Genomic DNA, 23,801 nt, shown 5'->3' on the forward strand with positions numbered 1-23,801 from the left:
CGTCAGATTTTGAAAGGGTCCGGCAACGACCCATGGCAAACCGGATGCAGGCTGGTTGCACATGAAAGGCCGGAAAATGGCGCGCCCTGCTGGATTCGAACCAGCGACCCACAGCTTAGAAGGCTGTTGCTCTATCCGACTGAGCTAAGGGCGCGCGGGGCCGGCATTGCTATGCCGGAACGGGATCAGTGGGTCCAGTTCTGAACTCGGTCGTATCGGAAATTGTCGGCGTAGATCTTGGGCTTGCGGACGCGCGCGACCGGCAGCTCCAAATCGTAATGTACCGCGTGGCGGTCGGCATAGGCAACGGCGGCGGCGCGGTCGGGGAATCGCAGGCGAATCTGCGATCGCGTGTCCCGGCTTCCGGTCCAGCCCATCAGCGGATCCTGCTGCCGGGGCTGTGTCTGGCCGTATTCCAGGATCCAGTCATGCGTGTTCGCCTGACCGGATTGCGTGGCGGTTTTCGCTTCCTTGTAGATTCGGGCCCGCATGGAATGGAACTCCTTCTTCCCGCTGGTCGGGGCGCCCGGACTCGAACCGGGGGCCTCGTGTACCCAAAACACGCGCGCTACCAGGCTGCGCCACGCCCCGAACCTGCGGGGAAGCTATGAGTCCTTGGGCACTCTGGCAAGCGCCCCGCGTGAAAATTTCGTCACGCGCCGGCCGCGCCCGCCGTCACGGAACGGAGAGCCGCCCGCAGCCGCCCGTCGTGACGCGCCAGGGCCGAGGCCGCGTCGTCCGGCGTCAGGCCGTGCACCACCAGGACCGCGGGCTTGACCCGCCCGTCGGTGCCGGCCAGGGCGGCCACGGCCGCGTCCTCGGTGCAGCCGGTCAGGTCGCGTACCATACGCACGGCGCGGTGGCGCAGCTTTTCGTTACGGGCGCGCATGTCGACCATGCGGCCGGCATGGACGCGGCCCAGCCCCACCATCATCGCCGTCGACAGCAGGTTCAGCACGATCTTCTGCGACGTGCCGGCCTTCATGCGGGTCGATCCCGCGATTGCTTCCGCGCCGGTCTCGACCAGGATGGGATGGGCGGCGAGGTCCAGCAGGGCGGAGCCAGCGCTGTTGGCCACCCCGATGGTCAGCGCGCCGGCCGCGGTCGCCGCCCGGACACAGGCCAGGGTGTAGGGGGTGCGGCCGCTGGCGGCCAGGGCGATCAGGACGTCGGCCGGCCCGACCCCCGCCGCCTGCATGTCGCGCCGGGCGCTGTCGGTATCGTCCTCGGCGTTCTCGACCGCCTCGGTCAGCGCGCGGGGGCCGCCGGCGACCAGCAGGATGGTCCGGCTGGCCGGCCAGTCGAACGTCGGTTCCAGCTCCGCGCCGTCCTGTGCGGCCAGCCGCCCCGAACTGCCGGCGCCGGCATAGACCAGGCGGCCGCCGGCGCGCAGGCGGGGCAGGGCGGCCTCGACCGCCGCCGCGATGGCGGCCAGCGCGGGGCGGATGGCCGCCACCGCCGTCATCTGGCCTTCCCAGAGGGAAGCGACCTGCACCGGGACGGGCCAGGTGTCGAGGTCGGCGGTCGCCGGGCTGAAGGCCTCGGTCGCCGGGATGGCTGGGGGCGTGGGGGGCGCGGCGTTGGGCATGGCGATGCGCGGCTTCGTGTCAGCCCGCGGTCTCGGCCTTGCGGGCCAGCGGCGGGATGAACAGCGGCGCGGTATCCCACGGGAACAGCACCCAGGTCTCCTGCGGGACCTCGACGACGAACATGTCGGTCAGCGGCTTGCCCGACGGCTTGGCGTACAGGCAGGCGAACAGCGCCTTGGGCAGCAGTTGCCGGACGACCTGCGCGGTGACCCCGGAATCGACCAGGTCGTCGATGATGAGGAACCCTTCGCCGTCGCCGGCGGCGACCGGCGCCTTGACGACCTGCGGCTTGCCCTGATGCTCCTCGTCATAGGTGACGACCGATATCGTCTCGATCAGGCGGCAGTCGATCTCGCGTGCGATGATCGCCGCGGGGATCAGCCCGCCGCGCGTGACGGCGACGATGCCCTTGAACGGGCCGCGCGGGATCAGGGTTTCGGCCAGCAGGCGGGCGTCGCGGTGAAGCTGGTCCCAGGTGACGGTTGCGTAGGTAGTGGCCATCAGAACAGCTTTCCTCCATCTGGCACGGTTTGGTCGGGTCGGATCAGGACGACGTCGCCCTTGTCGTCGGGCATGCCCAGCGTCAGCACCTCGCTGCGGAACGGGCCGATCTGCCGTGGCGGAAAATTGACCACGGCGCAGACCTGGCGGCCGATCAGCAGATCGGGCGTGTAATGTCTGGTGATCTGTGCCGACGAGCGCTTCACGCCGATCCGGGGGCCGAAGTCGATCCACAACTGGAACGCCGGCTTGCGCGCCGCGGGAAACGGCCGGGCGTCCACGACGGTGCCGACGCGGATGTCCAGGCGCGCGAATGTCTCGATATCCGTGGAAGGCGACGGGCCGGTCGGGTCGATGTCTGTCATCGGACGGTTTTGCCCGTGCGGCGGCCGTTTTGCAAACGGACGTTGGCGGTTCCGTGACCGGGAATTCGTCATGCATGCGGGTGGAAAAGGCGCCGTGGGCCGCTATTGTCGCCGCATCATGCATGCTCCTTCCAAAACCCGGGCGGTATCCGACGGCCAGGCCGACGATCCGCCGCCTCCACGCTCCTCGCGGCCCCTCGATCATCCGGGTTTCGTCGTCTTCCTGACGGCGCGGACCCTGTCCTCGTTCTCGTCACAGGTCCAGGCCGTGGCGGTGGGCTGGCAGATCTATATGCTGACGCACAGTGCGCGGTCGCTGGCCTGGGTCGGCCTGGCGCAGTTCCTGCCGATGTTCTGCCTGACCCTGGTGGCGGGCCACGTGGCGGACCATTTCAACCGGCGCATGATCGTCGCCATCTGCCAGGGGGTCGAGGCCTGCGGCGTGCTGCTGATGGCGGTAGGCTCGTTCGGCCACTGGCTGACGCCGCCGATGATCTACATGATGGTCGCCCTGTTCGGCACCGCCCGCGCGTTCGAGATGCCCAGCCAGCAGACCTTCCTGCCCGCCCTGGTGCCGCCGTCGGTCTTTCCGCGCGCGGCCGCGCTGTCGTCCTCGCTGTTCCAGGTGGCGTCCATCATGGGGCCGTCGATGGGGGGCCTGCTCTACGGCATCGGGGCCGGCTTCTGCTACAGCACCTGCGCCACGGGGTTCACCCTGGCGATGATGGGGACGCTGGCCATGAAGCTGGAGGCGCCGGCGCGGGTGCGGCGTCCGATGACCCTGACGACGGTGCTGGGGGGGCTGCATTTCATTCGCGCGCAGCCCGAGATGCTGGGCGCGATCTCGCTGGACCTGTTCGCGGTGCTGCTGGGCGGGGCGACGGCGATGCTGCCGCTCTATGCCAACGATATCCTGCATGCCGGCCCGATCGGCCTGGGATTGCTGCGGATGTCGCCGGCCCTGGGCGCGCTGGTCTGCGCGCTGGCCTTCGCGCGCTGGCCGCTGAATCGCAACGCGGGGATGTGGATGTTCGTCTCGGTCGCGATTTTCGGGGTCGCGACGATCGGTTTCGGCCTGTCGACGTCGATGCCGCTGTCGATTCTGGCGCTGGCGATCCTGGGTGCGGCCGATGTGGTCAGCGTGGTGGTGCGCGGCGCGCTGGTGCAGTTGCGTACGCCCGACGAGATGCGTGGGCGGGTGTCGGCCGTGAACATGCTGTTCATCGGATCGTCGAATCAGCTGGGCGAGTTCGAGAGCGGCATGCTGGCCAGCCTGATCGGCCCGGTGGAGGCCGTGGTGCTGGGTGGTGTCGGGACGATCGCCGTGACCCTGCTGTGGATGCGCCTGTTTCCCGGCCTGCGGCGCCTGGACCGGCTGGACGATATCCGGCCGGCGCAATAAGCGCATGAGGTCGTCGGCGGAGGCCGGTGACCACGCGTGGTCGGTGGGCTGGCCTGTTGCCATATGCAGGAAAAGGGTGGCTCCCGAAGTAGGACTCGAACCTACGACCCAGCGATTAACAGTCGCTTGCTCTACCAACTGAGCTATTCGGGATCAGCGCCGGGGCACCGTATAGCGGAGGTCCGGTTTGGACGTAAACCCCCTTCCGGATGTTTTTTTTGACGGGTAGGAGGACGCCTGGCAGGTGAGAAAGCGAGGGGGCAGGACGGCATGGGCGAAGGCAGCGGGCAATCCGGACGGCTGATGCTGCGTCGTCGCGCCTTGGTCGCCGGGGCGGGCGTGGGGGTGGCGGTGACGGCCGGCCTGGTGATCCGTAACCAGATCCGCCACCCGCCGAGCTACTACAAGGCCCAGCTGGACGGCCGGTTCCGCCGGCTGGTGCTGTCCTGGCCGACGTCCAACACGCTGGTCTTCGCGGTGGCGCGGGCGCGTTTCTTCGCGCGCTACAATCTGGACGTCGTGCCGGTCGAGGGCGCGCGCACCGGGCGCGGCACCATCGCCGACCTGCGCGGCGGCCGCTGCGTCGGCGCGGTCGCGCCGCTTCTGACGTGGCTGGACCTGTTCCGCGAGGGGGGCATCCAGGCGCGAATCGTCGCCGGCATACAGTCGGGGGCGTTCAGGCTGCTGTTGCGCCGGGGGGTGAAGGTCACGCGCCTGGACAATGTCGCGGGCTTGCGAATCGCCTTTACCGACCAGGATATGGCCGACCGGCTGTTCTTTTCGGTGATGATGCGGCGCAAGGGCATCGACCCCGAAAACGGGGTACGGTGGGTTGTCATATCGCCCGACCATGTCCTGGAGGCAGCCCGGGCGGGCGAAATCGACGCGGTGGCCGCGCACGACCCGCTGGCGTGGCAGCTTCTGCATGGGCCGGATTCGCCGTTTTCGGAACTGGCGAACAGCACGACCGGCCATTATGGCGAACGCACGAACCTCGCACTCGGCCTGTCGGACGCCTTCCTGCAATCCGACCCGGCGGCGGCGGTGGCGCTGGTGATGGCGTTGCGCGCGGCGTCGGGCTGGATCCGGTCGCAGCCGGACCAGGTGGCGAGCCTGCTGGCCGGGCAGATCGCCGGCATGGGGGCGGACGAGCTGCGTGCGATGCTGCGGCACGAGACGCTGGGCGTCAGCCCGGTCGGGGACGACCTGCGGGTGCAGGTGGCGCAATATGTCGATGAAATGAAGCTGCTGGGGCGGATGCCCGACACCGTGGGGTCGTCGGCCTATGCCCGCAAGATCTGTTTCAACGTCCTGCAGGCCGAGGCGCCGGGCCAGTACTGGTCGCTGCCGGTCGGGCCGACCTGACCTGCCTGTGTGGACGGGTCGGGATTTCGGCGCGCGGGTCTGGTCAGGCCCCCGCCAGATCGCCGGACCGTACGCGGTGGATGCCGTGTCCGCCCAATGTGCGCCAGGTGACGTCGGGCGTGGGCGCGATCCCGCGGCAGGCATCTTCGACCACGAACGTCTCGAAACCAAGGGCCTTTGCGTCGATGGCTGTGAAGGCCACGCAATAGTCCAGCGCCAGGCCGGCGACGAAGACGCGGCGTATTCCCAGGCCCGACAGCCAGTATTCCAGACCGGTGCGCGTGACGCGGTCGTTGTCGAGGAAGGCGGAATAGCTGTCGACGTCCGGCGCGCGGCCCTTGCGGACGATCAGCCCGATCCGCGTCTGGTCCAAATCCGCCGCCAGGTCCGCCCCGCGCGTGCCGGCGATGCAATGGTCCCGCCAGGTTCCGGCCGGGGCCGCGTTCGGGGGATGGGCGCTGGTAAAGGACGTGTGGCCGCGCGGATGCCAGTCCTGGCTGGCGGCCTGCTGGCCGAAAGGCAGGCGGGTCAGATGATTGATGATCGGAACGACCGCATCGCCGTCCGGCACCGCCAGCGGGCCGCGCGGCAGGAAATCGTTCTGCACGTCGACGATCAGAAGGGCGTCGTGACCGGTGATCTGGATCATTGTCGGCCTCCGGCGGATTGCGATGATGGGATAGGGATGGCACGGTTTTGTCCGCCCGGCTAGCGGCGGGCGGCGGCCCTGACCGACCTTGTGCTTCATGACGACATGCCGGACGAAAATTGCTGTCGCGTCCGCCTGTTCCTGTCGCTGCCGGGCTTTATTGCCATGCCCGGTATTCCCGATCCGGGTCTGGTTTGAAAAAGACGTTTATACTGTTCGCAGAGTCAAGAAGATGGACGCCGACGTATCGGTGGAATGACGGGATGCCGCAAGGTGCAGTGACGAGAAAATGGAGCGTCATGTTGAAACCGCGACATCGAAGATGTAAGAATCTTTCCATGCTGTGACAGCAATTTCCACAGATCTGTCATCGCATGACCGCCAGCGCGCATGACAGCCATGAGAAACCGTTCCCCGGCCTCATGCGTCAACGACGGGAGCCCTGGTCCTGTCCTTGTTGAGGACGGACGCACCAACCCTGTAGCGGAGACATTCCCATGCGCCTTCTGCCCACCCTTATTGCGACAGTACTGCTCAGCAGCCCCGTTCTTGCCCATGCTGCCGGGCCGGAGTCACAGACGGCTTCGGGGCATGCCGACATTCTGGTCAAGAGCGATCATTCCTGGAACGGCGTCGCCTATCAGCATTATCCGACCACACCCCCGCAACTGACGGTGCTGCGCCTGACGATCCCGCCGCATACGGCGCTGCCGTGGCACGTTCATCCGTCTCCGAACGCGGGCTATGTCCTGGCAGGCCAGTTGACGATTCAGGATCGCGCGACGGGCAAGCAACAGACGTTCCATACCGGCGAGGCCTTCACCGAAAGCGTGAACGACCCCCATCGCGGCGTCTCGGGCGACGAACAGACCGTCGTGATCCTGACCTATTCCGGCACGAAGGGCATGCCGACCTCCGTGCCGCTCAAGGGAGAGAAATCGGAATATTGACGCCGGGACGCCGACGCCCGGATGGATGGTCCGAAAAAATTCTCGTTGTGGCCTGGGGATTCCTGCGGGCAGTCGAAAGGTCGCGGTTGCTGCGAGGGTGTGTGCCTGTCCGATGCGCGATCCTGTCCGGGTCGCAATCGGAACCACCATTCGTCCGGCTCGTTGTTTTGAGGCTGGGAGTGTGGAGATGAAGATGGAAGGCTCAAACGATCGGTCCGGTCTGCCACGCGGCATAGACCATGTCGGGGTGACGGTTCCCGACATTGACGAAGCCATCCGGTTTCTTGAGCGGGCCTTCGGCGCTGTGCCGCTTTACCGCAACGTCACGCCCGATCATCCGCAGCAAGGGCCGGAGACTGAAAGGATTCTTGGCCTTGCCGCCGGGACTGTCGTGCGTGAGATGTGCATGGTGGCCCTGGGTACGGGGCCTTGCATCGAGCTTTTTGAAATGCACGGACCGGACCAGCGGTCCGCCGTGCGTCCGTGCGATTTCGGTGTTCAGCATTTTGCAGTCTATGTCGATGACATCGAGGCAGGCTGCAGGCGTTTCACCGAGGCCGGCGGCATGTTGCTGACCGGGCCGCAGAAGCAGCCTTCCCTCGAGGAAGGGCCGGGAAATTTTTTCTGTTATGGACAAACGCCATGGGGAATGATCGTCGAACTGCTGGCTACGCCCAGTCGCGAACGTTTCGATGCGGTATCGCCCGAGAAACGCTACCAGCCGCCGCCGCGGCAGGAAGGGTGATACGGATTGCCGTTCTTGCCGGGCTCGTTTCCGCTGTCTGGACGATTGGACCCGCGCGCGCGCAGACCCCTCCGCCGCGCCCGACGATGTGGTACTGGCATAACTGGACGGATCATGCCGGCATCAGCCACATGACGAAATGCCCGGTGCGTGACTTCGACCTCAAGACCATGTCGAAACCTGCCGGTCCCCAATGGCAGGACCGGATGCAGAACGATCATGGCCAGGTGATCTTTACCGTGCAGCCGGCGCACTGGAACGGCACATGGCATCCTGACCCGAAGGTGCAGTGGATTATTCCGCTCAGGGGTGCGTGGTATGTCACGGCCATGGACGGCCACAAGGTCGTCATGGGGCCGGGAGACGTGTCTCTGGGTGAAGATCAGTTGAGCCGGAAGGACCGGCAGGGCCGCGTCGGGCACGATGCCGGAAATGTCGGTGACGGACCGGTGGAGTTGATGGTCGTTCAGACGGATGAAACGCCCACCGCCGATCGGCCCTGCCGGTTTAAATAGACAGGGGGGCTTCGACCCTTACGGCGCGTCGGCGTCCGGGCGGCGGGGGCGGCGGGTGACCAGGAGCTGGTTGATGCGGAAGCCTTCGACATCCACGACCTCGAACAGGAAATGCGCGGCTTCGACGCGGTCGGCCTTGCGGGCCATGCGGCGCAGGCGGTGCATGACGAAACCGCCGATGGTATCGAAATTATGGCCGTCGGCCAGGGCGGCGATGCCCAGTTCGCGGGTCACGTCGCCGATCGGCGCGGCGCCGTCGATCAGCCAGGAATTTTCGTCCCGGCGGACGATCGCCTGTTCCTCGAACGGGTTGGCCAGCCCGTCCATCAGCGCGCCCATGATGTCCTTGAAGGTAATCAGCCCGACGACCAGCCCGTACTCGTTGACGATCAGGGCGAAGCCCGCGCCATGGGTGTCGAACTGCGCCAGCGTGTCCCACAGGTTGAGCGTATCGGGCAGCGACAGCACGTCGCGGCGCATCCGGTAGATCTGGCCCGACGCCGGCAGGCTGGTGCCGGCGGGTTCGGTCACCGGTCCGTCCTCGACCACCGCCGCCAGCACGTCCTCGGCGCGGATCGAGCCGATGACATTGTCCAGCCCGCCGTCGCACAGTGGATAGCGCGAATAGGGGCGCACGCGGACCTTGTCGCGCTGGATTTCGGCGCTTTCCTGCACGTCGAGGAACACGATCTCGTCTCGCGGGGTCATCGCCGAGGTGACCGAGCGGTCCTGCAGGCCCAGCACGTTCTGGATCATCTGGTGTTCCTGCTCCAGCAGGATGCCCGAGGCCGTGCCGGCCGCCAGGATCGCGCGCAGGTCCTCGGGGGTGACGGGATCGACGGCCGACGAGGCCGGGATCTTCAGCGCGCGCAGGATGACGTCCGAGATCCTGGAGAAGATCCAGACGGCGGGATAGAGCACCCGCAGCGCCAGCGCGGGGAACCAGCCGATGGCCAGGGCCACGCGATCCGGCGCGTTCATTGCGATCCGCTTGGGCAGCAGGTCGGCGAACAGCACGAACAGGCCCGTCACCACCAGGAACGAGACGGTGGAGGCGACATGCCCGGCCAGCGCGTCCTCGAGGCCGAACGATTTCAGGATCTGCCCCAGCGGCGGTGTAATCAGTTCGCTGCTGATGACGCCGCCCAGCACGCCGACCGCGTTCAGGCAGATTTGCAGGACCGTCATCACCTGGCCGCTGTTGCGGCGCAGGCGCAGGAAATTGACCGCGCGGGTATCGCCGGCCTCGGCGCGGGTGCGTAACCGCACCTCGCGCGCTGCCGCGAACGAGATTTCGGACAGCGAGATCAGGATGCTGACGGCAATCAGCAGGACGATGGCGACCAGTCCGCCCAGCAGGATCATGACCGTGCCCCCGGGATTGTGCCCTGCCGCCTGGCGGACGGGGGAACGGACCGGTGTGGAAGGGGAGGGCGGGTGGTCCTGGCGACGGAATATGGCATGCGACGTGCAGCGTAGCGCATCTTTCGGGCCTGCCGCCAGTCGGTGCGGAGGGTGTGGGGGTCTGCTATGCCGGTGGCAGGCCCGCCAGTTCGCGCCATCCGGCCTCGTCCAGCGTGTCGATGCCCAGTTCCGCGGCCTTGCGGGCCTTCGATCCGGCATCGGCGCCCAGCACGACCAGGTCGGTCTTCTTCGACACGCTGTCGGTCACGCGCGCGCCCAGCCGTTCGGCCACCGCCTTGGCTTCGGGGCGGGACATGGTCACAAGCGTGCCGGTGAAGACGATGGTGCGGCCCGACAGGGCGCCTTCGGCCGGGGCTTCCTCGTCCTCGATGGTCGTCAGCATCGCCGTCAGGTCGTGCAGGGTGGCGATGTTGTGATCTTCCAGGAAGAAGGCCGCCAGTTCGTCGGCGATGACCGATCCGATTCCGGTGATCGACCCCAGCGCCAGCCGTTCGTCCGACCCCACCGTGGTGGCGCGCCGCATCTGTTCGAACCAGTTGGCGTACGACCCATAGTGCCGCGCCAGCAGGCGCGCGTTGCTGGCGCCGATCCGGCGGATGCCCAGCGCGTAGATGAAGCGGGCCAGCGGAATGGTCTGCTGCGCCCGGATCGCCGCCGTCAGGTTGCGGGCGGAGAGCGGGCCCCAGCCCTCGCGCCGGGCGATGTCTTCCTCATGGTCGGGCAGGCGGAAGATGTCGGCCGGCGTCTTCAGCAGCCCGTCGGCATGGAATTCGGTGATGGTGCGTTCGCCCAGCCCGTCGATGTCGAAGGCGTCGCGCGACACGAAATGGATCAGCCGTTCCACCACCTGCGCCGGGCAGGTCAGGCCGCCGGTGCAGCGCCAGACGACCTCGCCCGGCGGGCGCTCGGCCCGGGAATGGCAGATGGGGCACTCGTGCGGGAAGACGAAGGGGTCGTTGCGCGGCGGATCATCGGCGCCCGGCGGCACGACCGCCAGCACCTGCGGAATGACGTCGCCCGCGCGCTGGATCTGCACCAGATCGCCCTCGCGGATGTCCTTGCGGGCGATCTCGTCCTCGTTATGCAGGGTGGCGCGGGTGACGATGACGCCGCCGACATTCACCGGCTCCAGGGTCGCCACGGGGGTCAGCGCGCCGGTGCGGCCGACCTGGATGTCGATGCGGATCAGGCGGGTGATGGCCTGTTCGGCGGGGAATTTCCACGCGATGGCCCAGCGCGGCGCGCGCCCCACGAAGCCCAGCCGATCCTGCAACGCCAGATCGTCGATCTTGTACACCACGCCGTCGATATCGTATTCGAGGCCCGATCGTTCGCGGGCGATGTCGTCCATGAAGGATTCGGCGGTGGCGGCGCTCTGGACCACGCGCGACAGCGGATTGACGCTGAATCCCCATTGGTGCAGCCGCGTCAGATAGTCCCAATGCGTGTCCGCCACCCGGTCGCTGGCGAACCCCTGCGCGTAGGCGAACAGCGAGAGCGGGCGGCGGGCGGTGATTGCGGGGTCAAGCTGGCGCAGCGACCCGGCCGCCGCATTGCGCGGATTGGCGAACAGCTTGTGCCCGGCGGCAGCCTGGTCGGCGTTGATGGCCAGGAAGGCGGACTTGGACAGGAAGACCTCGCCCCGGATCTCGACCAGCGCGGGTGCGTCGCCTTTCAGCCGCAGCGGCAGGTCGCGCAGGGTACGCAGATTGGCGGTGACGTCCTCGCCCTCGGTTCCGTCGCCGCGGGTGGTGCCCCGGACGAAGCGGCCGTTTTCATAGGTCAGGCTGATCGACAGCCCGTCGATCTTGGGTTCGGCGACGAAGCGCAGCGCCTGGGTCCGGTCCTCGTCCAGCCCCAGGAAGCGGGCGGCGCGGGTGACGAAGGATTCGAAATCCGCGCGGTCGAACACATTGTCCAGCGACAGCATGGGCACCAGGTGCCGGTGCCGTCCGAACGCGGCGGCGGGGGCCGCGCCGAGGCGCAGCGACGGGCTGTCGTCGCGGCGCAGGCGGGGGAAGCGGGTCTCGATGTCGAGGTTGCGGCGGCGGAGGGCGTCATATTCCGCGTCGGTGACCTCGGGGGCGTCGTCCTCGTAGTACGCGCGGTCCAGGCGGTGGATCTCGCGGGCCAGGCGCTCCAGTTCGGCGCGGGCCTGATCCTCGCTCAGGCGGGCGGAGTCCAGCGTCGCCGGATCCGGGGCGGTGTCGGGGGACATTGCGTTCTCACCCTTGCAGGAGACTGTCGGCGGCCGCGCGCGCGGCCTCGGTGATGGTGTCGCCGGCCAGCATCCGGGCGATTTCCTCGCGGCGGGCTTCTGCCGGCAGCGGTTCGGCGCGGGTTTCCGTCCGCCCCTTCACGACCGACTTGCTGATCCGCAGGTGGGCGTTGCCACGGGCCGCGACCTGCGGGCTGTGGGTGACGACCAGCACCTGCACGTCCTGCCCGACCCGCGACAGCCTGTCGCCGATGGCCGAGGCCGTCGCCCCGCCCACGCCCGAATCGACCTCGTCGAACACCAGGGTCGGCACGGCGGAGCGCCCGGCCAACACGACCTTGAGCGCCAGCATCAGGCGCGACAATTCGCCGCCCGACGCCACCTTCGCCAGCGGGCCGGGGGGCTGGCCGGGGTTGGCGGCGATCTGGAAAGCCGCCTGTTCCCGCCCGCGCACGTTCCAGGCCTCGGGCGACAGCGGCACCAGCGAGACGATGAAGCGCGCGCGTTCCAGCCGCAGGGGGCGCAGTTCCGCCGTTACGGCCTGTTCCAGGCGGCGGGCGGTCTTCTCGCGCGCGGCGGTCAGGCCCTGCGCCGCGGCCTCGAAGCGGGCGCGGGTGTCGCGCATCGTGGCTTCCAGCGCGCCGATGCGGGCATTGCCCGAATCCAGCGCGGCCAGCCGGCTGGCGAAGGCGGCCAGCAATCCCGGCAGTTCGGGAACCGATACGCCGTGCTTGCGTGCGGCGGCACGCAGGGCGAACAGCCGTTCCTCGGTCTGTTCCAGCAGGCGGGGGTCGCCTTCGGACTCCGCGGCGAGGCGCGACAGCATCGTCTCGGCCTCGGCCAGGGCTTCCTCGGCGCGTTCCAGGGCGGCGAGGGCATCCTGCGCCATGGCCTGCTGTTCCGCGCCCGGCTGGTCGTGTCCGCCATCGCCGGCCCCCGGCGCGGGCAGCAGGCGCTGCAAGGTGCGGCTGGCGTTACGCAGGGCGGCCGCCGGCCCGCTGGCGCGCCGGTCGCGCGGCGTCAGGTCGGCCAGGGCGGCGGCGATGGCCTCGGCGCGCCGTTCGCCCTGTTGCAGGGACTGGCGCAGGCCGGCCAGATGCGTTTCCTCGTCGTCCTGCGGGGCCAGGGCCGACAGGTCGTCCACCGCCTGGCGCAGCCAGTCTTCCTCGCGCGCGGCGCTTTCCATCGCGGCGCGGGCGGCGGCCAGCTCGGCCGTGGCCTCGATCCAGGCGCGGTAGGCGGTGGCCGTGTCGTCGCGCAGCGCCTGCGGCACGCCGAACGCATCCAGCAGGTCCAGATGGGTGGACGGGTCGGCCAGTCCCATCTGTTCGTGCTGGCCCTGGATTTCGACCAGCAGCGCCGCCGCCCGGCGCAGCAGGTTCACGCCCGCCGGCTGGTCGTTGATATAGGCGCGCGACCGGCCATCGACGGCGACGATCCGGCGCAGGACGATCGGTTCGTGCGGGTCGTCGATCACGATGCCCTGTTCGCCCAGCAGGCCGTGCAGCGGATGGTCGGGCGCGATTTCGAAGCATGCCGACACGCTGGCCTGCTCGGCGCCGGCGCGGACCAGGCTGGCGCTGGCGCGGTCGCCCAGCGCCAGGCCCAGGCTGTCCAGCAGGATGGACTTGCCCGCGCCGGTTTCGCCCGTCAGCACCGTCAGGCCGGGGGAGAAAGGCAGATCGAGCTTCTCGATCAGAACGACGTCCCGGATCGAGAGGCGGGTCAGCATGGGAAAGGCGCGCGCGGGAGGGGGCGGGGCCGCACGCGGGTCAGAAGACCGCGTGCCACGCGCGCGAGAAGAAGCCGCGCCGCGCCGGCGTGCCGTCCGCGTGCTGGGACGAGGCCGGGGCCGGCATGTTGGCGCCCAGCAGATGTTCGCTACGCAGCATGTTGTAGCTGTAGCGGTACCATTTGCTGCCCGGATAGTTGAAGGACAGCACCGACGCCGAGCGGCGCGCCTGGTCGGTCAGGCCCAGATCCAGATAGACCTCGACCAGCCGTTCGAGGGCCTCGGGGACATGGTTCGTGGTCTGGAAATCCTGGATCACGCGCTGGTAGCGATTGACCGCGGCCTCGTAATTGCGCTGCTGCTGGTAGAAGCGGCCGACCAGCATTTCCTTGCCGGCCAGATGGTCGCGGCAGAGATCGACCTTGAGCTGCGCGTCGCGGGCGTAGGGCGATTGCGGGAAGCGGGTGATGACCTCCTCCAGCGCGTTCATGGCCTCGATGGTGCCCTGCTGGTCGCGCTGCACGTCGGCCACCTGTTCGTAATAGCACAGGGCGCGAAGGTAGAAGGCGTAGGCGGCGTCGGGGCTGGTGGGATGCAGTTCCAGGAAGCGGTCCAGCTGCTGCACCGCATCGGGATATTTATCCTGCAGATAGTTGGCGTAGCCTTCCATCAGCTGCGCGTTGGCCGTGTAGCCCGAATAGGGATAATTCTGTTGCAGCACCTCGAACTCGGCCGAGGCGAGCGCGTAACGCTGGCTACGCAGCGCGTCGATGCCGTTATTGTAGAGCGTATCGGCCGACGCCACCCGCGACACCATGTCCTCGGCCGATTTCTTGCCGCCGCAGGCCGCAAGCAGCAGCACGACGGAAAGTGAGGCGAATCGGAGCGCATTGCGGCCCGTCGGACGGTCAGCGAAGGGGAATCGAAATCTGCACAATGACATGCCGGCTCTTCCAGTTCGGTCTGCCTTATATCATGCGGCGGGCCGGGGTGAAGGCCGTGTCGTCGTTTTCGTGGCCGGCGGAGTCGAATTTGCCTGTCATGCCGCCACGCGCAGGGCCTGCGCCTGGGGGGAGCGGCCGCGGACGCGCCACGCGCCGCGATCGGCGAACAGCGTACGCAGCAGCCGGTTGTTCAGGGCGTGGCCGGATTTGTGGCCCGCGAACACGCCGGTGAGGACGCCCCCGGCCAGGTACAGGTCGCCGACCGCGTCGATCATCTTGTGACGGACGAATTCGTCGGGGCGGCGCAGGCCGCACGGGTTGAGGACGGTGTCGCCGTCCACCACGATGGCATTGTCCAGCGACCCGCCGCGCGCCAGGCCCGCGGCGTGCAGCGCCTCGATTTCCTGGCGCAGGGTGAAGGTCCGGCAATTTGCGATGTCCCGCCGGAAGACCTGCCGGTCGAAGCGCATGGCGAAGGTCTGCGCGCCGATCGCGGAAGCGGAAAAATCGATCGTCATCGTCATCGACAGTCCGGCCTCGCGCCCCGGGCGGAGCTCGGCGAAGGCGTCGCCGTCGGCGACGCGGACCGGGCGCAGGATCTCGATGACCGTGCGGGGGGCCGTCTGCTCCACATGCCCCGCGCAGTCGAGCAGGAAGACGAAATCGGCGGCCGATCCGTCGAAGACCGGAACCTCCGGCCCGTCGACATCGACATAGGCATTGTCGATGCCGTCCGCCGACAGGGCGGACATCAGATGTTCGATCGTCGCGACCCGCAGGGCGGGGTCGTGCGGATCGGCGATGACGGTGCTGAGGCGGGTGTCGGCGACGTGGTCGAAGCGGGCCGGAATGGCCCGCCCGTCCATGTCGGTGCGGCGGAAGACGATGCCGGTATGCTCCGGCGCCGGATGCAGGGCCAGGGCGATCCGCCGCCCGGTGTGCAGCCCGGTTCCGACGCAGGAAATGGACTGGCGCAGCGTCTGCTGGCGCGCCGTGCGGGGCAGGGGGCGGCTGGCGCCGTCCCGGCCCGGAAGGTCGGCCGCGATGCCGTCCGGGGGCGTCGGGCCGTGGTTGGGGAGCGTCACCGAGGTTGCCAGCATACCGTCCATCTGCGTCCCCTGCGTTGATTATTCTTTAGTCGTTACAGGAACGACAGTTTGATCTCTAACGGGAACGGCGGTCTGCGGCCAGTCAATCATTATTGCCGTCTGTTACGGCGTAACATACTGATAAAGAACGAGATAAACCCGCAATGCCCAGGGCGGGCACCGCGGGTGCGAAGGGGGTTACGGCTGGCGGCGCAGGAAGGCCGGAATGTCCAGCCCGACCTCGTCGGCGGTGGCCTGCCGCACGGCGGGGGCGGGTTCATGCTCCGGCAGGGCGGGCTCGGCGCGCTGGGTCTCCGGCGCCGGGGGGCCGCCCCGGCGCAGCACGCCGGTGACGATGTTGAACAGGCTGTTGCCGCGTGGCGGCGCGGGGTGCGTGTCGTCGGGACGCGGCGCCTCGGAAAACAGGGGCGAACGCGGCGACGGGCGGGCGCCGTGCTGCGCCACCTGGGGCGGCACCGAATGGGGCGAAGGCGCGCCCACCGGGGCTGCGTTGACGAAGTTCGGCGTCTGGTGGCGCGGCGGGGCCTGCATCCCGGCCGGGGGGGGCTCGGCCGAGGGGGCCGTGGCGGCGTCGTGGGCCGGGGCGGTCTGCGCCGCGTCGGGCGCGGCCTCGGGGTGGATCGGTTCGGCCGTGCGGATCGGCGGGGTGTCGATGCCGGTGGCGACGACCGAGACCCGGATGCTGCCGTTCAGCGAGGGGTCGATCGCCGAGCCGAAGATGATGTTGGCGTCGTCGGCGACTTCCTCGCGGATGCGGTTGGCCGCCTGATCGACCTCGTACAGCGTCAGGTCCTCGCCGCCGGTGATGTTAATCAGCAGGCCGCGCGCGCCGGCCATCGAGGTGTCTTCCAGCAGCGGGTTGGAAATGGCGTCCTCGGCGGCGGAAATGGCGCGATTTTCGCCCTCGGCCTCGCCGGTGCCCATCATCGCCTTGCCCATTTCGGCCATCACGGTCCGGATGTCGGCGAAATCGAGATTGACCAGGCCGGGCGCCATCATCAGGTCGGTCACGCCGCGCACGCCCATGTACAGGACGTTGTCGGCCATCTTGAACGCGTCCTTCCAGCTGGTGCGCTCGTTGGCCAGGCGGAAGAGGTTCTGGTTGGGGATGACGATCAGCGTATCGACATACTGCTGCAGTTCCGCGATGCCGCTGTCGGCGGATTTGGAACGGCGCACGCCCTCGAAGGTGAAGGGCTTGGTGACGACGCCCACCGTCAGGATGCCGCGTTCGCGCGCCATGCGTGCGATCACCGGGGCCGCCCCGGTGCCCGTGCCGCCGCCCATGCCGGCGGTGATGAACACCATGTGCGCCCCGTCGAGATGCCGGGCAAGCTCGTCCGCCGCCTCCTCGGCCGCCGCGCGCCCGATTTCGGGCTTCGCCCCCGCGCCCAGGCCCTGCGTCAGGTGCGGGCCGAGCTGAATCCGGCGATCGGCCCTGCTGTGGGACAATTGCTGCGCGTCGGTGTTCGCCACCACGAATTCCACACCCTGCAACTGGGACTGGATCATGTTGTCGACCGCATTCGTGCCGCCCCCACCGACGCCGATCACGGTGATCCGCGGCGTGAAGTCGGAATGATTCTGCTGCGGGATGGAGAGGTTGAGGGTCATGGGCGTCTCCCGGGACGAGGTCGTAAGAGTACGGTTACCGATTCGCGCGCTTTTAGGGCAACAGTCTGAAGGATTCCACTATACCCTGTCGCGTATGAATTCGACGAGCCGGCGCAGCATTCCTGGCGCGCGCGGTTCGGAAAAATCGATGTCGCCCAGCGCGCCGCCGCCGCCCGCCGCCCAGGCCAGCAGCCCGGCCGACGTGGCGAAGGACGGCCAGGCCGCCGGGTCTTCGGGCAGGCCCCGAATGCCGGCCGGCCGGCCCAGGCGGACCTGGCGGTTGAGGATGCGCGCGGCCATGTTGCCCACGCCGTCCAGCAGCGATGCGCCGCCCGTCAGCACCACGCGCCCGTCGGTGGCCCGGCCCACGCCGGCGGATTCCAGCCTGTCGCGCACCATTTCAAGCGTTTCCTCGATTCGCGGCCGAATGATCGAGACCACTTTGGACCGGGAAATCTTGACGAATTGATGGTCGTCGTCGCCGATCAACTGCACCGGCAGAAGGTCCAGATCGTCGTCGGCGGACAGTTCGGCCGAGCCGTACATGGTCTTGAGCCATTCCGCGCTGTCGATGGATGTGGACAGCACGTGCGCGATGTCGCGGGTGACGTGCTGCCCGCCCACCGGCAGGCAGGCGGTGTGCAGCAACTGCCCTTCGCCGAAGATGGCGATCGAGGTCGTGCCGCCGCCCATGTCCACCACCGTCACGCCCAGGTCGCGTTCGGCGGCGTCCAGCACCGACAGGCCCGAGGCCAGGGGGGCGGACACCAGTTCCTCGATCTTCAGTTCGGCCCGCGCCAGCACCGTTTCCAGATTACGCAGCGCGGTGGTCGAGGCGTCGATGACATGCAGCCGCGAGGTGAGCTGGTCGCACAGATGGCCGCGCGGATCGGCCACCCCGGCCGTTTCGTCCACCGAGAAATCGAGCGGCAGCGTATGGATGGTCGAGCGGCCCTCGCTCATCGCGCGCATCCGGCCTTCGGTCACCACGCGGCGGACGTCGGATTCCGTGATCTCGCGTCCGCCGACCGGCCAGCGGACATTGAACAGGCGGCTTTCGGGGTGGCCGCTGGACAAGTTGACATAGATCTTGTCCAGCCGCCGTTCGGCCGCGTCCTCGGCCTGGCCGACGGCGGCGCGGATGGCGGCCTCGGCCGCGCGCAGATCGACGATGCCGCCCGACTTCACGCCGTGCGAGCGGCGCCAGCCGTGGCCCAGCACCCGCAGCGTGCCGTCGGCCTCGCCCCGGCCGATCAGGCAGATGATCTTGGTCGATCCGATATCCAGCACGCCGAACGTGCCCGGCCGCCATGCGTGCGGCGGCGTCGGTTCGTCGGGCGGCGGCAGGGCGATGACCCGGCTGCCCTCGGGCCCGCCGGCCGCCAGGGCCGTCTGCTGGTCCTTGCGGCGCGCGCGGCGGCGGCGGGCGGGGCGGGGCGTCTGCTCCCCGGTCGGCGGGGCAACGATCAGATCGTTCATGTGCGCTTCCGTGGGGCGGGATCGGCGCCGGTGGGCGGCGGGTTCGGGGCGGTGGGGGGCGGCGCGCCGTCGGCCGTCCTGCCGGCGACCGGCTTTCCGTCGGGGGCAGGCGCCGTATCGGCGGGGGGCTGCTGCACCACCAGGCGGTCCGGCAGGCGCATGTCGATGCTGATGACCGGGCGGTCCAGCAGCTTCATGCCGGCCTGCAGGTCGGCCAGGCGGCGCAGGGCCGGAATTTCCTCGCCTTCGGGCAGCAGGATTGTCGTGCCGTCGCGCAGCAGCAGGTTCCAGCGGCGCTGGCCGACGCGGATCGCGGCGGTGACATGGCTCTGGACCACCGGCTGGGCGGCCAGCGCGTCGAACAGCGCCGCCGCCGCCACATTGGCGTCCGGCCCGACCACCAGCGGCAGTTGAAGGAACGCCTGCGCGTCCTTGCCGGTCATGCCCTGGTCGCGCACCTGGGCACCGGCGCGGTCGATCAGCATGAAGCGGCCCTGATTCTGCCAGACGGCGAAGGGCCGGCGTTCGGTCAGGCGCACCACGATGGTGCCGGGCAGGTGCCGCTCGACCACCGACCGGTCGACGAACGGCAGGGCGTCGATCCGCCGCCGCGCGGCCTCGACGGAAAAGCCCAGCACCGGGTCGCCGACCCGCACGCCCAGCGCGTCCTGCAATGCGGCCTCGGTGGTCAAATTGCGGCCGCTGATGGTGATCGCGGTGACGCGCAGGGGCAGCAGGCTGACCAGCTTCGCGCGGATCGGGGCGAAGCGTTCCTCGGAGCGCATGTCGCGCAGCACGGCGGCGGCGCCGACGGCGCCCGCGGCCAGCACGAGGACAAGCAGGACCGGCCGCACCATCCGGCGCTGCCGCCGGACGAAGATCGACAGCCGTGACGGCCGGTCATTGCGATTGTCCCCATGGCGCGTCATGTGCGGCAGGTTGCGTGCTCGACCATCCAGCGGCACAGCGCGCCGTAGGAGATGCCGCAGGCATTGGCCTGTTCGGGCAGGAGAGAGGTGGCGGTCATGCCGGGCTGGGTGTTGACCTCCAGGATCACCAGCCGCCCCGGCCCGTCGCCGCAGGCGGTGTCGTCATAGCGGAAGTCGGTGCGCGACGCGCCGGCGCAGCCCAGCGCCTGGTGCGCGACGACGGCGATACGCAGGGCCTGGGCGAACGCATCGGGATGGATCTGCGCGGGCAGGACGTGGTGCGAGCCACCTTCCTGGTATTTCGCGGCATAGTCGTAGAATTCGTGCGCGGCATCGGGGTTGGGCGTGATGTCGGTGACCGTCAGCGCCCGGTCGCCCATCACGCCCACCGTCAGTTCGCGGCCGGGGATGAATTCCTCGACCAGCGCCTTCGGGCCGTAGGTCCAGGCGTCGGCGATGGCGGCGCGGCGGTTGGAGCCGGGGCGCACGATGTCCACCCCCACCGACGATCCCTCGTTCAGCGGCTTGATGACATAGGGCGCGGGCAGGGGATCGGCGGCCGGGAAATCGGCGATGTCGATGACGCCGCCCGCCGCGACGGGCAGGCCGGCGGCGGTGAAGGCCGCACGGGCGGCGGCCTTGTCCATCGCCACGGCGGACGCGCGGACGCCGGAATGGGTATAGGGGATGTTCATCCAGTCCAGCACGCCCTGGATGGACCCGTCCTCGCCGAAGCGGCCATGCAGGGCGTTGAACACGACGTCGGGCCGGTGGGCGGTCAGGTCGGCGACGATGGCGCCCAGGTCGGCGCCGGCGTCCAGCACGCGGACGTCGTAGCCTTCCTCGCGCAGGGCGGCGCTGATGCCCCGGCCGCTGGACAGGCTGACCGCGCGTTCGGCGGACAGGCCGCCGGTCAGGACGGTGATGGTCCGGGCCGGGTGCGGGGCGGTCATGGCGTGTCTCCTGTGGTCGGGGCGGCGGGGCGGCCGATCCGTTTGATTTCCCAGTCCAGCGTCACGCCGGTCCGTTCGCGCACGCGGCGGCGGACGGTCTCGCCCAGCCTTTCCAGGTCGGCGGCGGTCGCCGAACCGGTGTTGAGCATGAAATTGCAATGCTTCTCGCTGATCTGCGCGCCACCCAGGGTCAGGCCCCGGCAGCCCGCCGCGTCGATCAGTTCCCACGCCTTGCGGTCCGAGATCGCGGCGTCGGGATTGCGGAAGGTCGAGCCCCCGGTCCGGGCCCGCGTGGGCTGGGCGGCCTCGCGCGACTCACGGATGGTGGCGATGGCCTGTCGGATGGCGGCGGGCGCGGCGGCGGCGGCGCGCAGGCGGGCGCGCGTGACGACCGATCCGGCCGGCAGGGCCGAGCGGCGATAGCCGAAGCCCAGCGCGGCCCCGGACAGCCGTACCCTGTTGCCGTCGCGCGTCACGATGTCGGCCCAGTCCAGCACCGTGGCGATGTCCGACCCGTAGGCCCCGGCATTCATCGCCACCGCCCCGCCGATCGAGCCGGGGATGCCGGCCAGGAATTCCAGGCCCTTCAGCCCGGCGTCCGCCGCGTGTTCGGCCACGGTCATGTCCAGGCAGGCGCCGCCGGCCACCAGCCCGTCGGCCTCGACCACGATGTCCGAGAACCCGCGGCCCAGGCGGATGACGACCCCGTCGATGCCGCCGTCGCGCACGATGACGTTGGAGCACGCGCCCAGCACGGTCACCGGCATGTCGGGCGGCAGATGGCCCAGGCAGGTGGCCAGGTCCTGCGTGTCGGCCGGTTGCAGCAGCGCCTCGGCGGCCCCGCCGACGCGGAACCACGTGCGCGGACCCAGCGCGGCATGTTCGGTCAGGCGGCCGCGCAGGTCGGGCAGCAGGGCGCGCAGTCCGGCCATCATGCCGCGAAATCCCCCTTTCGTCCCGTGCCGGCCGGGGCCTGCAGGGCCGCGAGTTCCTTCGGCAGGGCCTGCGCCCAGCTGGTGATGTTGCCCGCGCCGAGGCAGACGACGAAATCGCCGGGGCGGGCGATGGCGTGGATCATTTCCGCCAGATGTTCCGGCCCCGGCAGCGGCACGACCGAGCGATGGCCGCGTTCGCGCAGGCCCTCGACCAGCGCGTCGCGGTCGATGCCCGCGATGGGGGCCTCGCCCGCCGCGTAGACGTCGGCCACCACCACGGTGCCGGCGTCGTTCATGCAGGTGCAGAACTCGCCGAACAGGGTTTGCAGGCGGGAATAGCGATGGGGCTGGACCACGGCGATGACGTTGCGCGCGCCCGCCTGCCGCGCGGCCTTGAGCACGGCGGCGATTTCCACCGGATGGTGGCCGTAATCGTCGATCACGGTGATGCCACCGGTTTCGCCCGTGCGGGTGAACCGCCGCTTGACGCCCCGGAACCCGGCGAAGGCCGAGCGGATGGTGGCGTCGTCGATGTCCATCTCCACCCCCACGGCGATCGCGGCCAGGGCGTTCTGGACGTTGTGGTGGCCCAGCATCGGCAGGCGGAACGGCCCGGCGCGGCGGGTGCGGTTGCGGGTGCGGTTGGTCACCACGACCTCGAACGTCGCGCCCAGCTTGTCGGTGATGATCTTTTCCGCGCGGATGTCGGCCTGGGGCGAGAAGCCGTAGGTGACGATGCGGTGGTCCGACAGGCGGGGGATCATCTGCTGCACCGCCGGGTGGTCGATGCACAGGACCGCGAAGCCGTAGAAGGGGATGTTGGACACGAACTGGTCGTACGCGGCCTGCATCGCCTCGGCCGTGCCCCAATGGTCCAGATGCTCGGGGTCCATGTTGGTGACCACGGTGATGACCGACGGCAGGCGCAGGAACGATCCGTCGCTTTCGTCGGCCTCGACCACCATCCAGTCGCCCGAGCCCATGCGGGTATTGGTGCCGTACGCCTCGATGATGCCGCCGTTTATCACGGTGGGGTCCAGGTGGGCGGCTTCCAGCACGGCGGCGACCAGGCTGGTGGTCGTCGTCTTGCCATGGGTGCCGCCGACGGCCACCGACCAGCGCAGGCGCATCAGCTCGGCCAGCATTTCAGCCCGGCGGACGACCGGGATCAGGCGGGCGCGCGCCGCCACCACCTCGGGGTTGTCGCGGCGGACGGCGGTGGATGTCACCACCACCTGGGCCGCGCCCAGATTGGCGGCGTCATGGCCGATGGTCACCGCGATGCCGGCCGCGCGCAGGCGCGCGACATTGGCGTTCTCGGCGATATCCGACCCCTGGACGGCGTAGCCCAGCATGTGCAGCACCTCGGCGATGCCGGACATGCCGATGCCGCCGATCCCGACGAAATGGATGGTGCCGATGGAAAGGGGCAGGGCTCTCATGCGTGGGTCTCCGTCTTCGCGCCTGTCGGATAGGCGGGGCGGGGCTGCGGATGCAAGCATCCTTCGATCAGGTCGGCCAGCCGGCGGGCGGCGTCGGGGCGGGCGAGGGTGCGGGCGGCGTGGGCGGCGGCGGCCAGGCCGTCCGGTTCGTCCAGCAGCGCGCCGACCTGCGCGGCCAGCGCCGGGGCGGTGAAATCGGGCTGGCGGATCATCCAGGCGGCGCCGGCCTCGACCAGGGCGGCGGCGTTGGCGCCCTGTTCGTCGCTGGCCGCGATGGGCAGCGGCACCAGGATCGCGGGGCGCCCCGCATCGGTCAGTTCGGCGACCGACGAGCCGCCGGCGCGCCCGATGACCAGATGCGCGGCCCCCAGCAAGCCGGCCACGTCCGAGAAGAACGGCGAGACCGTGGCCGGGATGCCCAGGCCTGCATAAGCGGCGCGGACCCGATCGACATCCTCGGCGCGGGCCTGCTGGGTGACGTGCAGGCGTGCGCGATGGGGGGCCGGCAGCAGGGCGAGGGCGGCGGGCACCACGTCGCTGAATACCCGCGCGCCCAGCGACCCGCCCCAGACCAGCAGCCGCACGGCCTCGTCCGGCGGGACATAGGACTGGTCGTGCAGGGCCGCGATGGCGTCGCGCACCGGCATGCCGGTCAGCACCGGCGCGGCCCCGGCCGGCAGCCGGGCGACGCGCGCGAACGAGGTTGCGATGCCGTCGGCGAAGCGGGCCAGCATCGCGTTGGCCTGCCCCAGCACCGCGTTGCCTTCGTGGATGAAGATCAGCGGCCGCGTCCGGCCCAGCAGGCGCGCGCCCAGCAGCGGCGGGACCGACGGGTAGCCGCCGAACCCCACCACCGCCGCCGCATCCAGCCGGCGCAGGATCGCCCGCGCCTGCACCGCGCCGCGCGCCAGCGCCACGGCGGCGCGCAGGCCGCGCGACA

Annotated in this window: 22 protein-coding genes and 3 tRNA genes; 5 read left to right on the forward strand and 20 right to left on the reverse strand. The window is 69.4% G+C overall.

Translation table 11 applies throughout. The features are described 5' to 3' along the window. Positions 1-77 precede the first annotated feature (77 nt). From HLH21_RS11340 to HLH21_RS11365, 6 genes are all read right to left on the reverse strand, one after another. Positions 78-154 (reverse strand) — tRNA-Arg (locus HLH21_RS11340). Between the two features lie 31 nt (positions 155-185). Continuing rightward, entirely contained in the window at positions 186-491 is a 306-nt protein-coding gene (locus HLH21_RS11345; RefSeq protein ID WP_182943869.1) for an ETC complex I subunit, read from the reverse strand. A 23-nt stretch (positions 492-514) separates the two neighbouring features. Beyond that, positions 515-591: transfer RNA gene (locus tag HLH21_RS11350), tRNA-Pro, on the reverse strand. Between the two features lie 61 nt (positions 592-652). Further along, on the reverse strand, positions 653-1,588 hold the full coding sequence (locus HLH21_RS11355) for an N-acetylmuramic acid 6-phosphate etherase (protein WP_182943870.1): 936 nt from the start codon (positions 1,586-1,588) through the stop codon (positions 653-655). A 19-nt stretch (positions 1,589-1,607) separates the two neighbouring features. Then, positions 1,608-2,090 (reverse strand): xanthine phosphoribosyltransferase, encoded by a 483-nt coding sequence (gpt, locus tag HLH21_RS11360; protein ID WP_182943871.1) that lies wholly within the window; start codon positions 2,088-2,090, stop codon positions 1,608-1,610. Beyond that, on the reverse strand, positions 2,090-2,455 hold the full coding sequence (locus HLH21_RS11365) for a tRNA-binding protein (RefSeq protein ID WP_182943872.1): 366 nt from the start codon (positions 2,453-2,455) through the stop codon (positions 2,090-2,092). Before HLH21_RS11365 ends, gpt begins: the two co-directional genes overlap by 1 nt. A gap of 118 nt (positions 2,456-2,573) precedes the next feature. On the opposite strand from HLH21_RS11365, the gene HLH21_RS11370 reads away from it, so the two are divergent. Then, positions 2,574-3,857 carry an MFS transporter gene (locus HLH21_RS11370; RefSeq protein WP_182943895.1) on the forward strand — a complete coding sequence of 428 codons (1,284 nt, stop codon included), beginning with the start codon at positions 2,574-2,576 and terminating at the stop codon, positions 3,855-3,857. A 77-nt stretch (positions 3,858-3,934) separates the two neighbouring features. Here the strand turns inward: HLH21_RS11370 and HLH21_RS11375 are convergent. Next, positions 3,935-4,010, reverse strand: a tRNA-Asn gene (locus tag HLH21_RS11375). Positions 4,011-4,127: 117 nt separating this feature from the next. Between HLH21_RS11375 and HLH21_RS11380 the strand changes: the two genes are divergently transcribed. Continuing rightward, positions 4,128-5,222 (forward strand): ABC transporter substrate-binding protein, encoded by a 1,095-nt coding sequence (locus tag HLH21_RS11380; RefSeq protein WP_182943873.1) that lies wholly within the window; start codon positions 4,128-4,130, stop codon positions 5,220-5,222. A 43-nt stretch (positions 5,223-5,265) separates the two neighbouring features. Here HLH21_RS11380 and pncA read toward each other — a convergent pair whose 3' ends face one another. Continuing rightward, positions 5,266-5,871 (reverse strand): bifunctional nicotinamidase/pyrazinamidase, encoded by a 606-nt coding sequence (pncA, locus tag HLH21_RS11385; RefSeq protein ID WP_182943874.1) that lies wholly within the window; start codon positions 5,869-5,871, stop codon positions 5,266-5,268. A 497-nt stretch (positions 5,872-6,368) separates the two neighbouring features. Here pncA and HLH21_RS11390 point away from each other — a divergent pair, with 497 nt between their 5' ends. The 3 genes from HLH21_RS11390 (at position 6,369) to HLH21_RS11400 (ending at position 8,081) form a co-directional block, all read left to right on the forward strand. Further along, positions 6,369-6,821, forward strand: coding sequence for a cupin domain-containing protein (locus tag HLH21_RS11390; protein ID WP_182943875.1), 453 nt, complete (start codon positions 6,369-6,371; stop codon positions 6,819-6,821). 187 nt (positions 6,822-7,008) lie between these two features. Further along, a complete protein-coding gene (locus HLH21_RS11395; RefSeq protein ID WP_373319701.1) occupies positions 7,009-7,566 on the forward strand; it encodes a VOC family protein in 558 nt (185 codons plus the stop codon). After that, positions 7,563-8,081 carry a cupin domain-containing protein gene (locus HLH21_RS11400; protein WP_373319700.1) on the forward strand — a complete coding sequence of 173 codons (519 nt, stop codon included), beginning with the start codon at positions 7,563-7,565 and terminating at the stop codon, positions 8,079-8,081. Before HLH21_RS11395 ends, HLH21_RS11400 begins: the two co-directional genes overlap by 4 nt. Before the next feature lie 18 nt (positions 8,082-8,099). On the opposite strand, the gene HLH21_RS11405 is transcribed toward HLH21_RS11400, so the two are convergent. The 12 genes from HLH21_RS11405 to HLH21_RS11460 form a co-directional block, all read right to left on the reverse strand. Next, complete coding sequence (locus tag HLH21_RS11405; RefSeq protein WP_182943876.1) at positions 8,100-9,446, reverse strand: hemolysin family protein; 1,347 nt, start codon at positions 9,444-9,446, stop codon at positions 8,100-8,102. 163 nt (positions 9,447-9,609) lie between these two features. After that, the gene (ligA, locus tag HLH21_RS11410; RefSeq protein ID WP_182943877.1) at positions 9,610-11,724 is read right to left on the reverse strand and encodes an NAD-dependent DNA ligase LigA; all 2,115 of its coding nucleotides are present in this window, start codon (positions 11,722-11,724) and stop codon (positions 9,610-9,612) included. 7 nt (positions 11,725-11,731) lie between these two features. Continuing rightward, positions 11,732-13,456, reverse strand: coding sequence for a DNA repair protein RecN (gene recN, locus HLH21_RS11415; RefSeq protein ID WP_182943878.1), 1,725 nt, complete (start codon positions 13,454-13,456; stop codon positions 11,732-11,734). A gap of 40 nt (positions 13,457-13,496) precedes the next feature. Continuing rightward, positions 13,497-14,399, reverse strand: a complete 903-nt coding sequence (locus HLH21_RS11420) for an outer membrane protein assembly factor BamD (protein ID WP_182943879.1) — start codon at positions 14,397-14,399, stop codon at positions 13,497-13,499. A gap of 96 nt (positions 14,400-14,495) precedes the next feature. Beyond that, a complete protein-coding gene (lpxC, locus tag HLH21_RS11425) occupies positions 14,496-15,509 on the reverse strand; it encodes a UDP-3-O-acyl-N-acetylglucosamine deacetylase (protein ID WP_246379620.1) in 1,014 nt (337 codons plus the stop codon). A 177-nt stretch (positions 15,510-15,686) separates the two neighbouring features. Next, positions 15,687-17,123, reverse strand: a complete 1,437-nt coding sequence (gene ftsZ, locus HLH21_RS11430) for a cell division protein FtsZ (protein WP_182943880.1) — start codon at positions 17,121-17,123, stop codon at positions 15,687-15,689. A gap of 78 nt (positions 17,124-17,201) precedes the next feature. After that, positions 17,202-18,602 (reverse strand): cell division protein FtsA, encoded by a 1,401-nt coding sequence (gene ftsA, locus HLH21_RS11435; RefSeq protein WP_182943881.1) that lies wholly within the window; start codon positions 18,600-18,602, stop codon positions 17,202-17,204. After that, complete coding sequence (locus HLH21_RS11440; RefSeq protein WP_182943882.1) at positions 18,599-19,531, reverse strand: cell division protein FtsQ/DivIB; 933 nt, start codon at positions 19,529-19,531, stop codon at positions 18,599-18,601. The genes ftsA and HLH21_RS11440 overlap by 4 nt, the downstream gene beginning before the upstream one ends. Further along, entirely contained in the window at positions 19,528-20,484 is a 957-nt protein-coding gene (locus HLH21_RS11445; protein WP_182943883.1) for a D-alanine--D-alanine ligase, read from the reverse strand. Before HLH21_RS11445 ends, HLH21_RS11440 begins: the two co-directional genes overlap by 4 nt. Next, positions 20,481-21,419, reverse strand: a complete 939-nt coding sequence (murB, locus tag HLH21_RS11450; RefSeq protein WP_182943884.1) for a UDP-N-acetylmuramate dehydrogenase — start codon at positions 21,417-21,419, stop codon at positions 20,481-20,483. Before murB ends, HLH21_RS11445 begins: the two co-directional genes overlap by 4 nt. Further along, entirely contained in the window at positions 21,416-22,861 is a 1,446-nt protein-coding gene (gene murC / locus HLH21_RS11455) for a UDP-N-acetylmuramate--L-alanine ligase (protein WP_182943885.1), read from the reverse strand. Before murC ends, murB begins: the two co-directional genes overlap by 4 nt. Further along, positions 22,858-23,801: UDP-N-acetylglucosamine--N-acetylmuramyl-(pentapeptide) pyrophosphoryl-undecaprenol N-acetylglucosamine transferase (locus HLH21_RS11460; protein WP_182943886.1), on the reverse strand; the 944-nt coding region annotated here is incomplete at its 5' end. The genes murC and HLH21_RS11460, both read right to left, overlap by 4 nt.

It is taken from the genome of Gluconacetobacter johannae (genome assembly GCF_014174305.1).
Taxonomy (GTDB): domain Bacteria; phylum Pseudomonadota; class Alphaproteobacteria; order Acetobacterales; family Acetobacteraceae; genus Gluconacetobacter; species Gluconacetobacter johannae.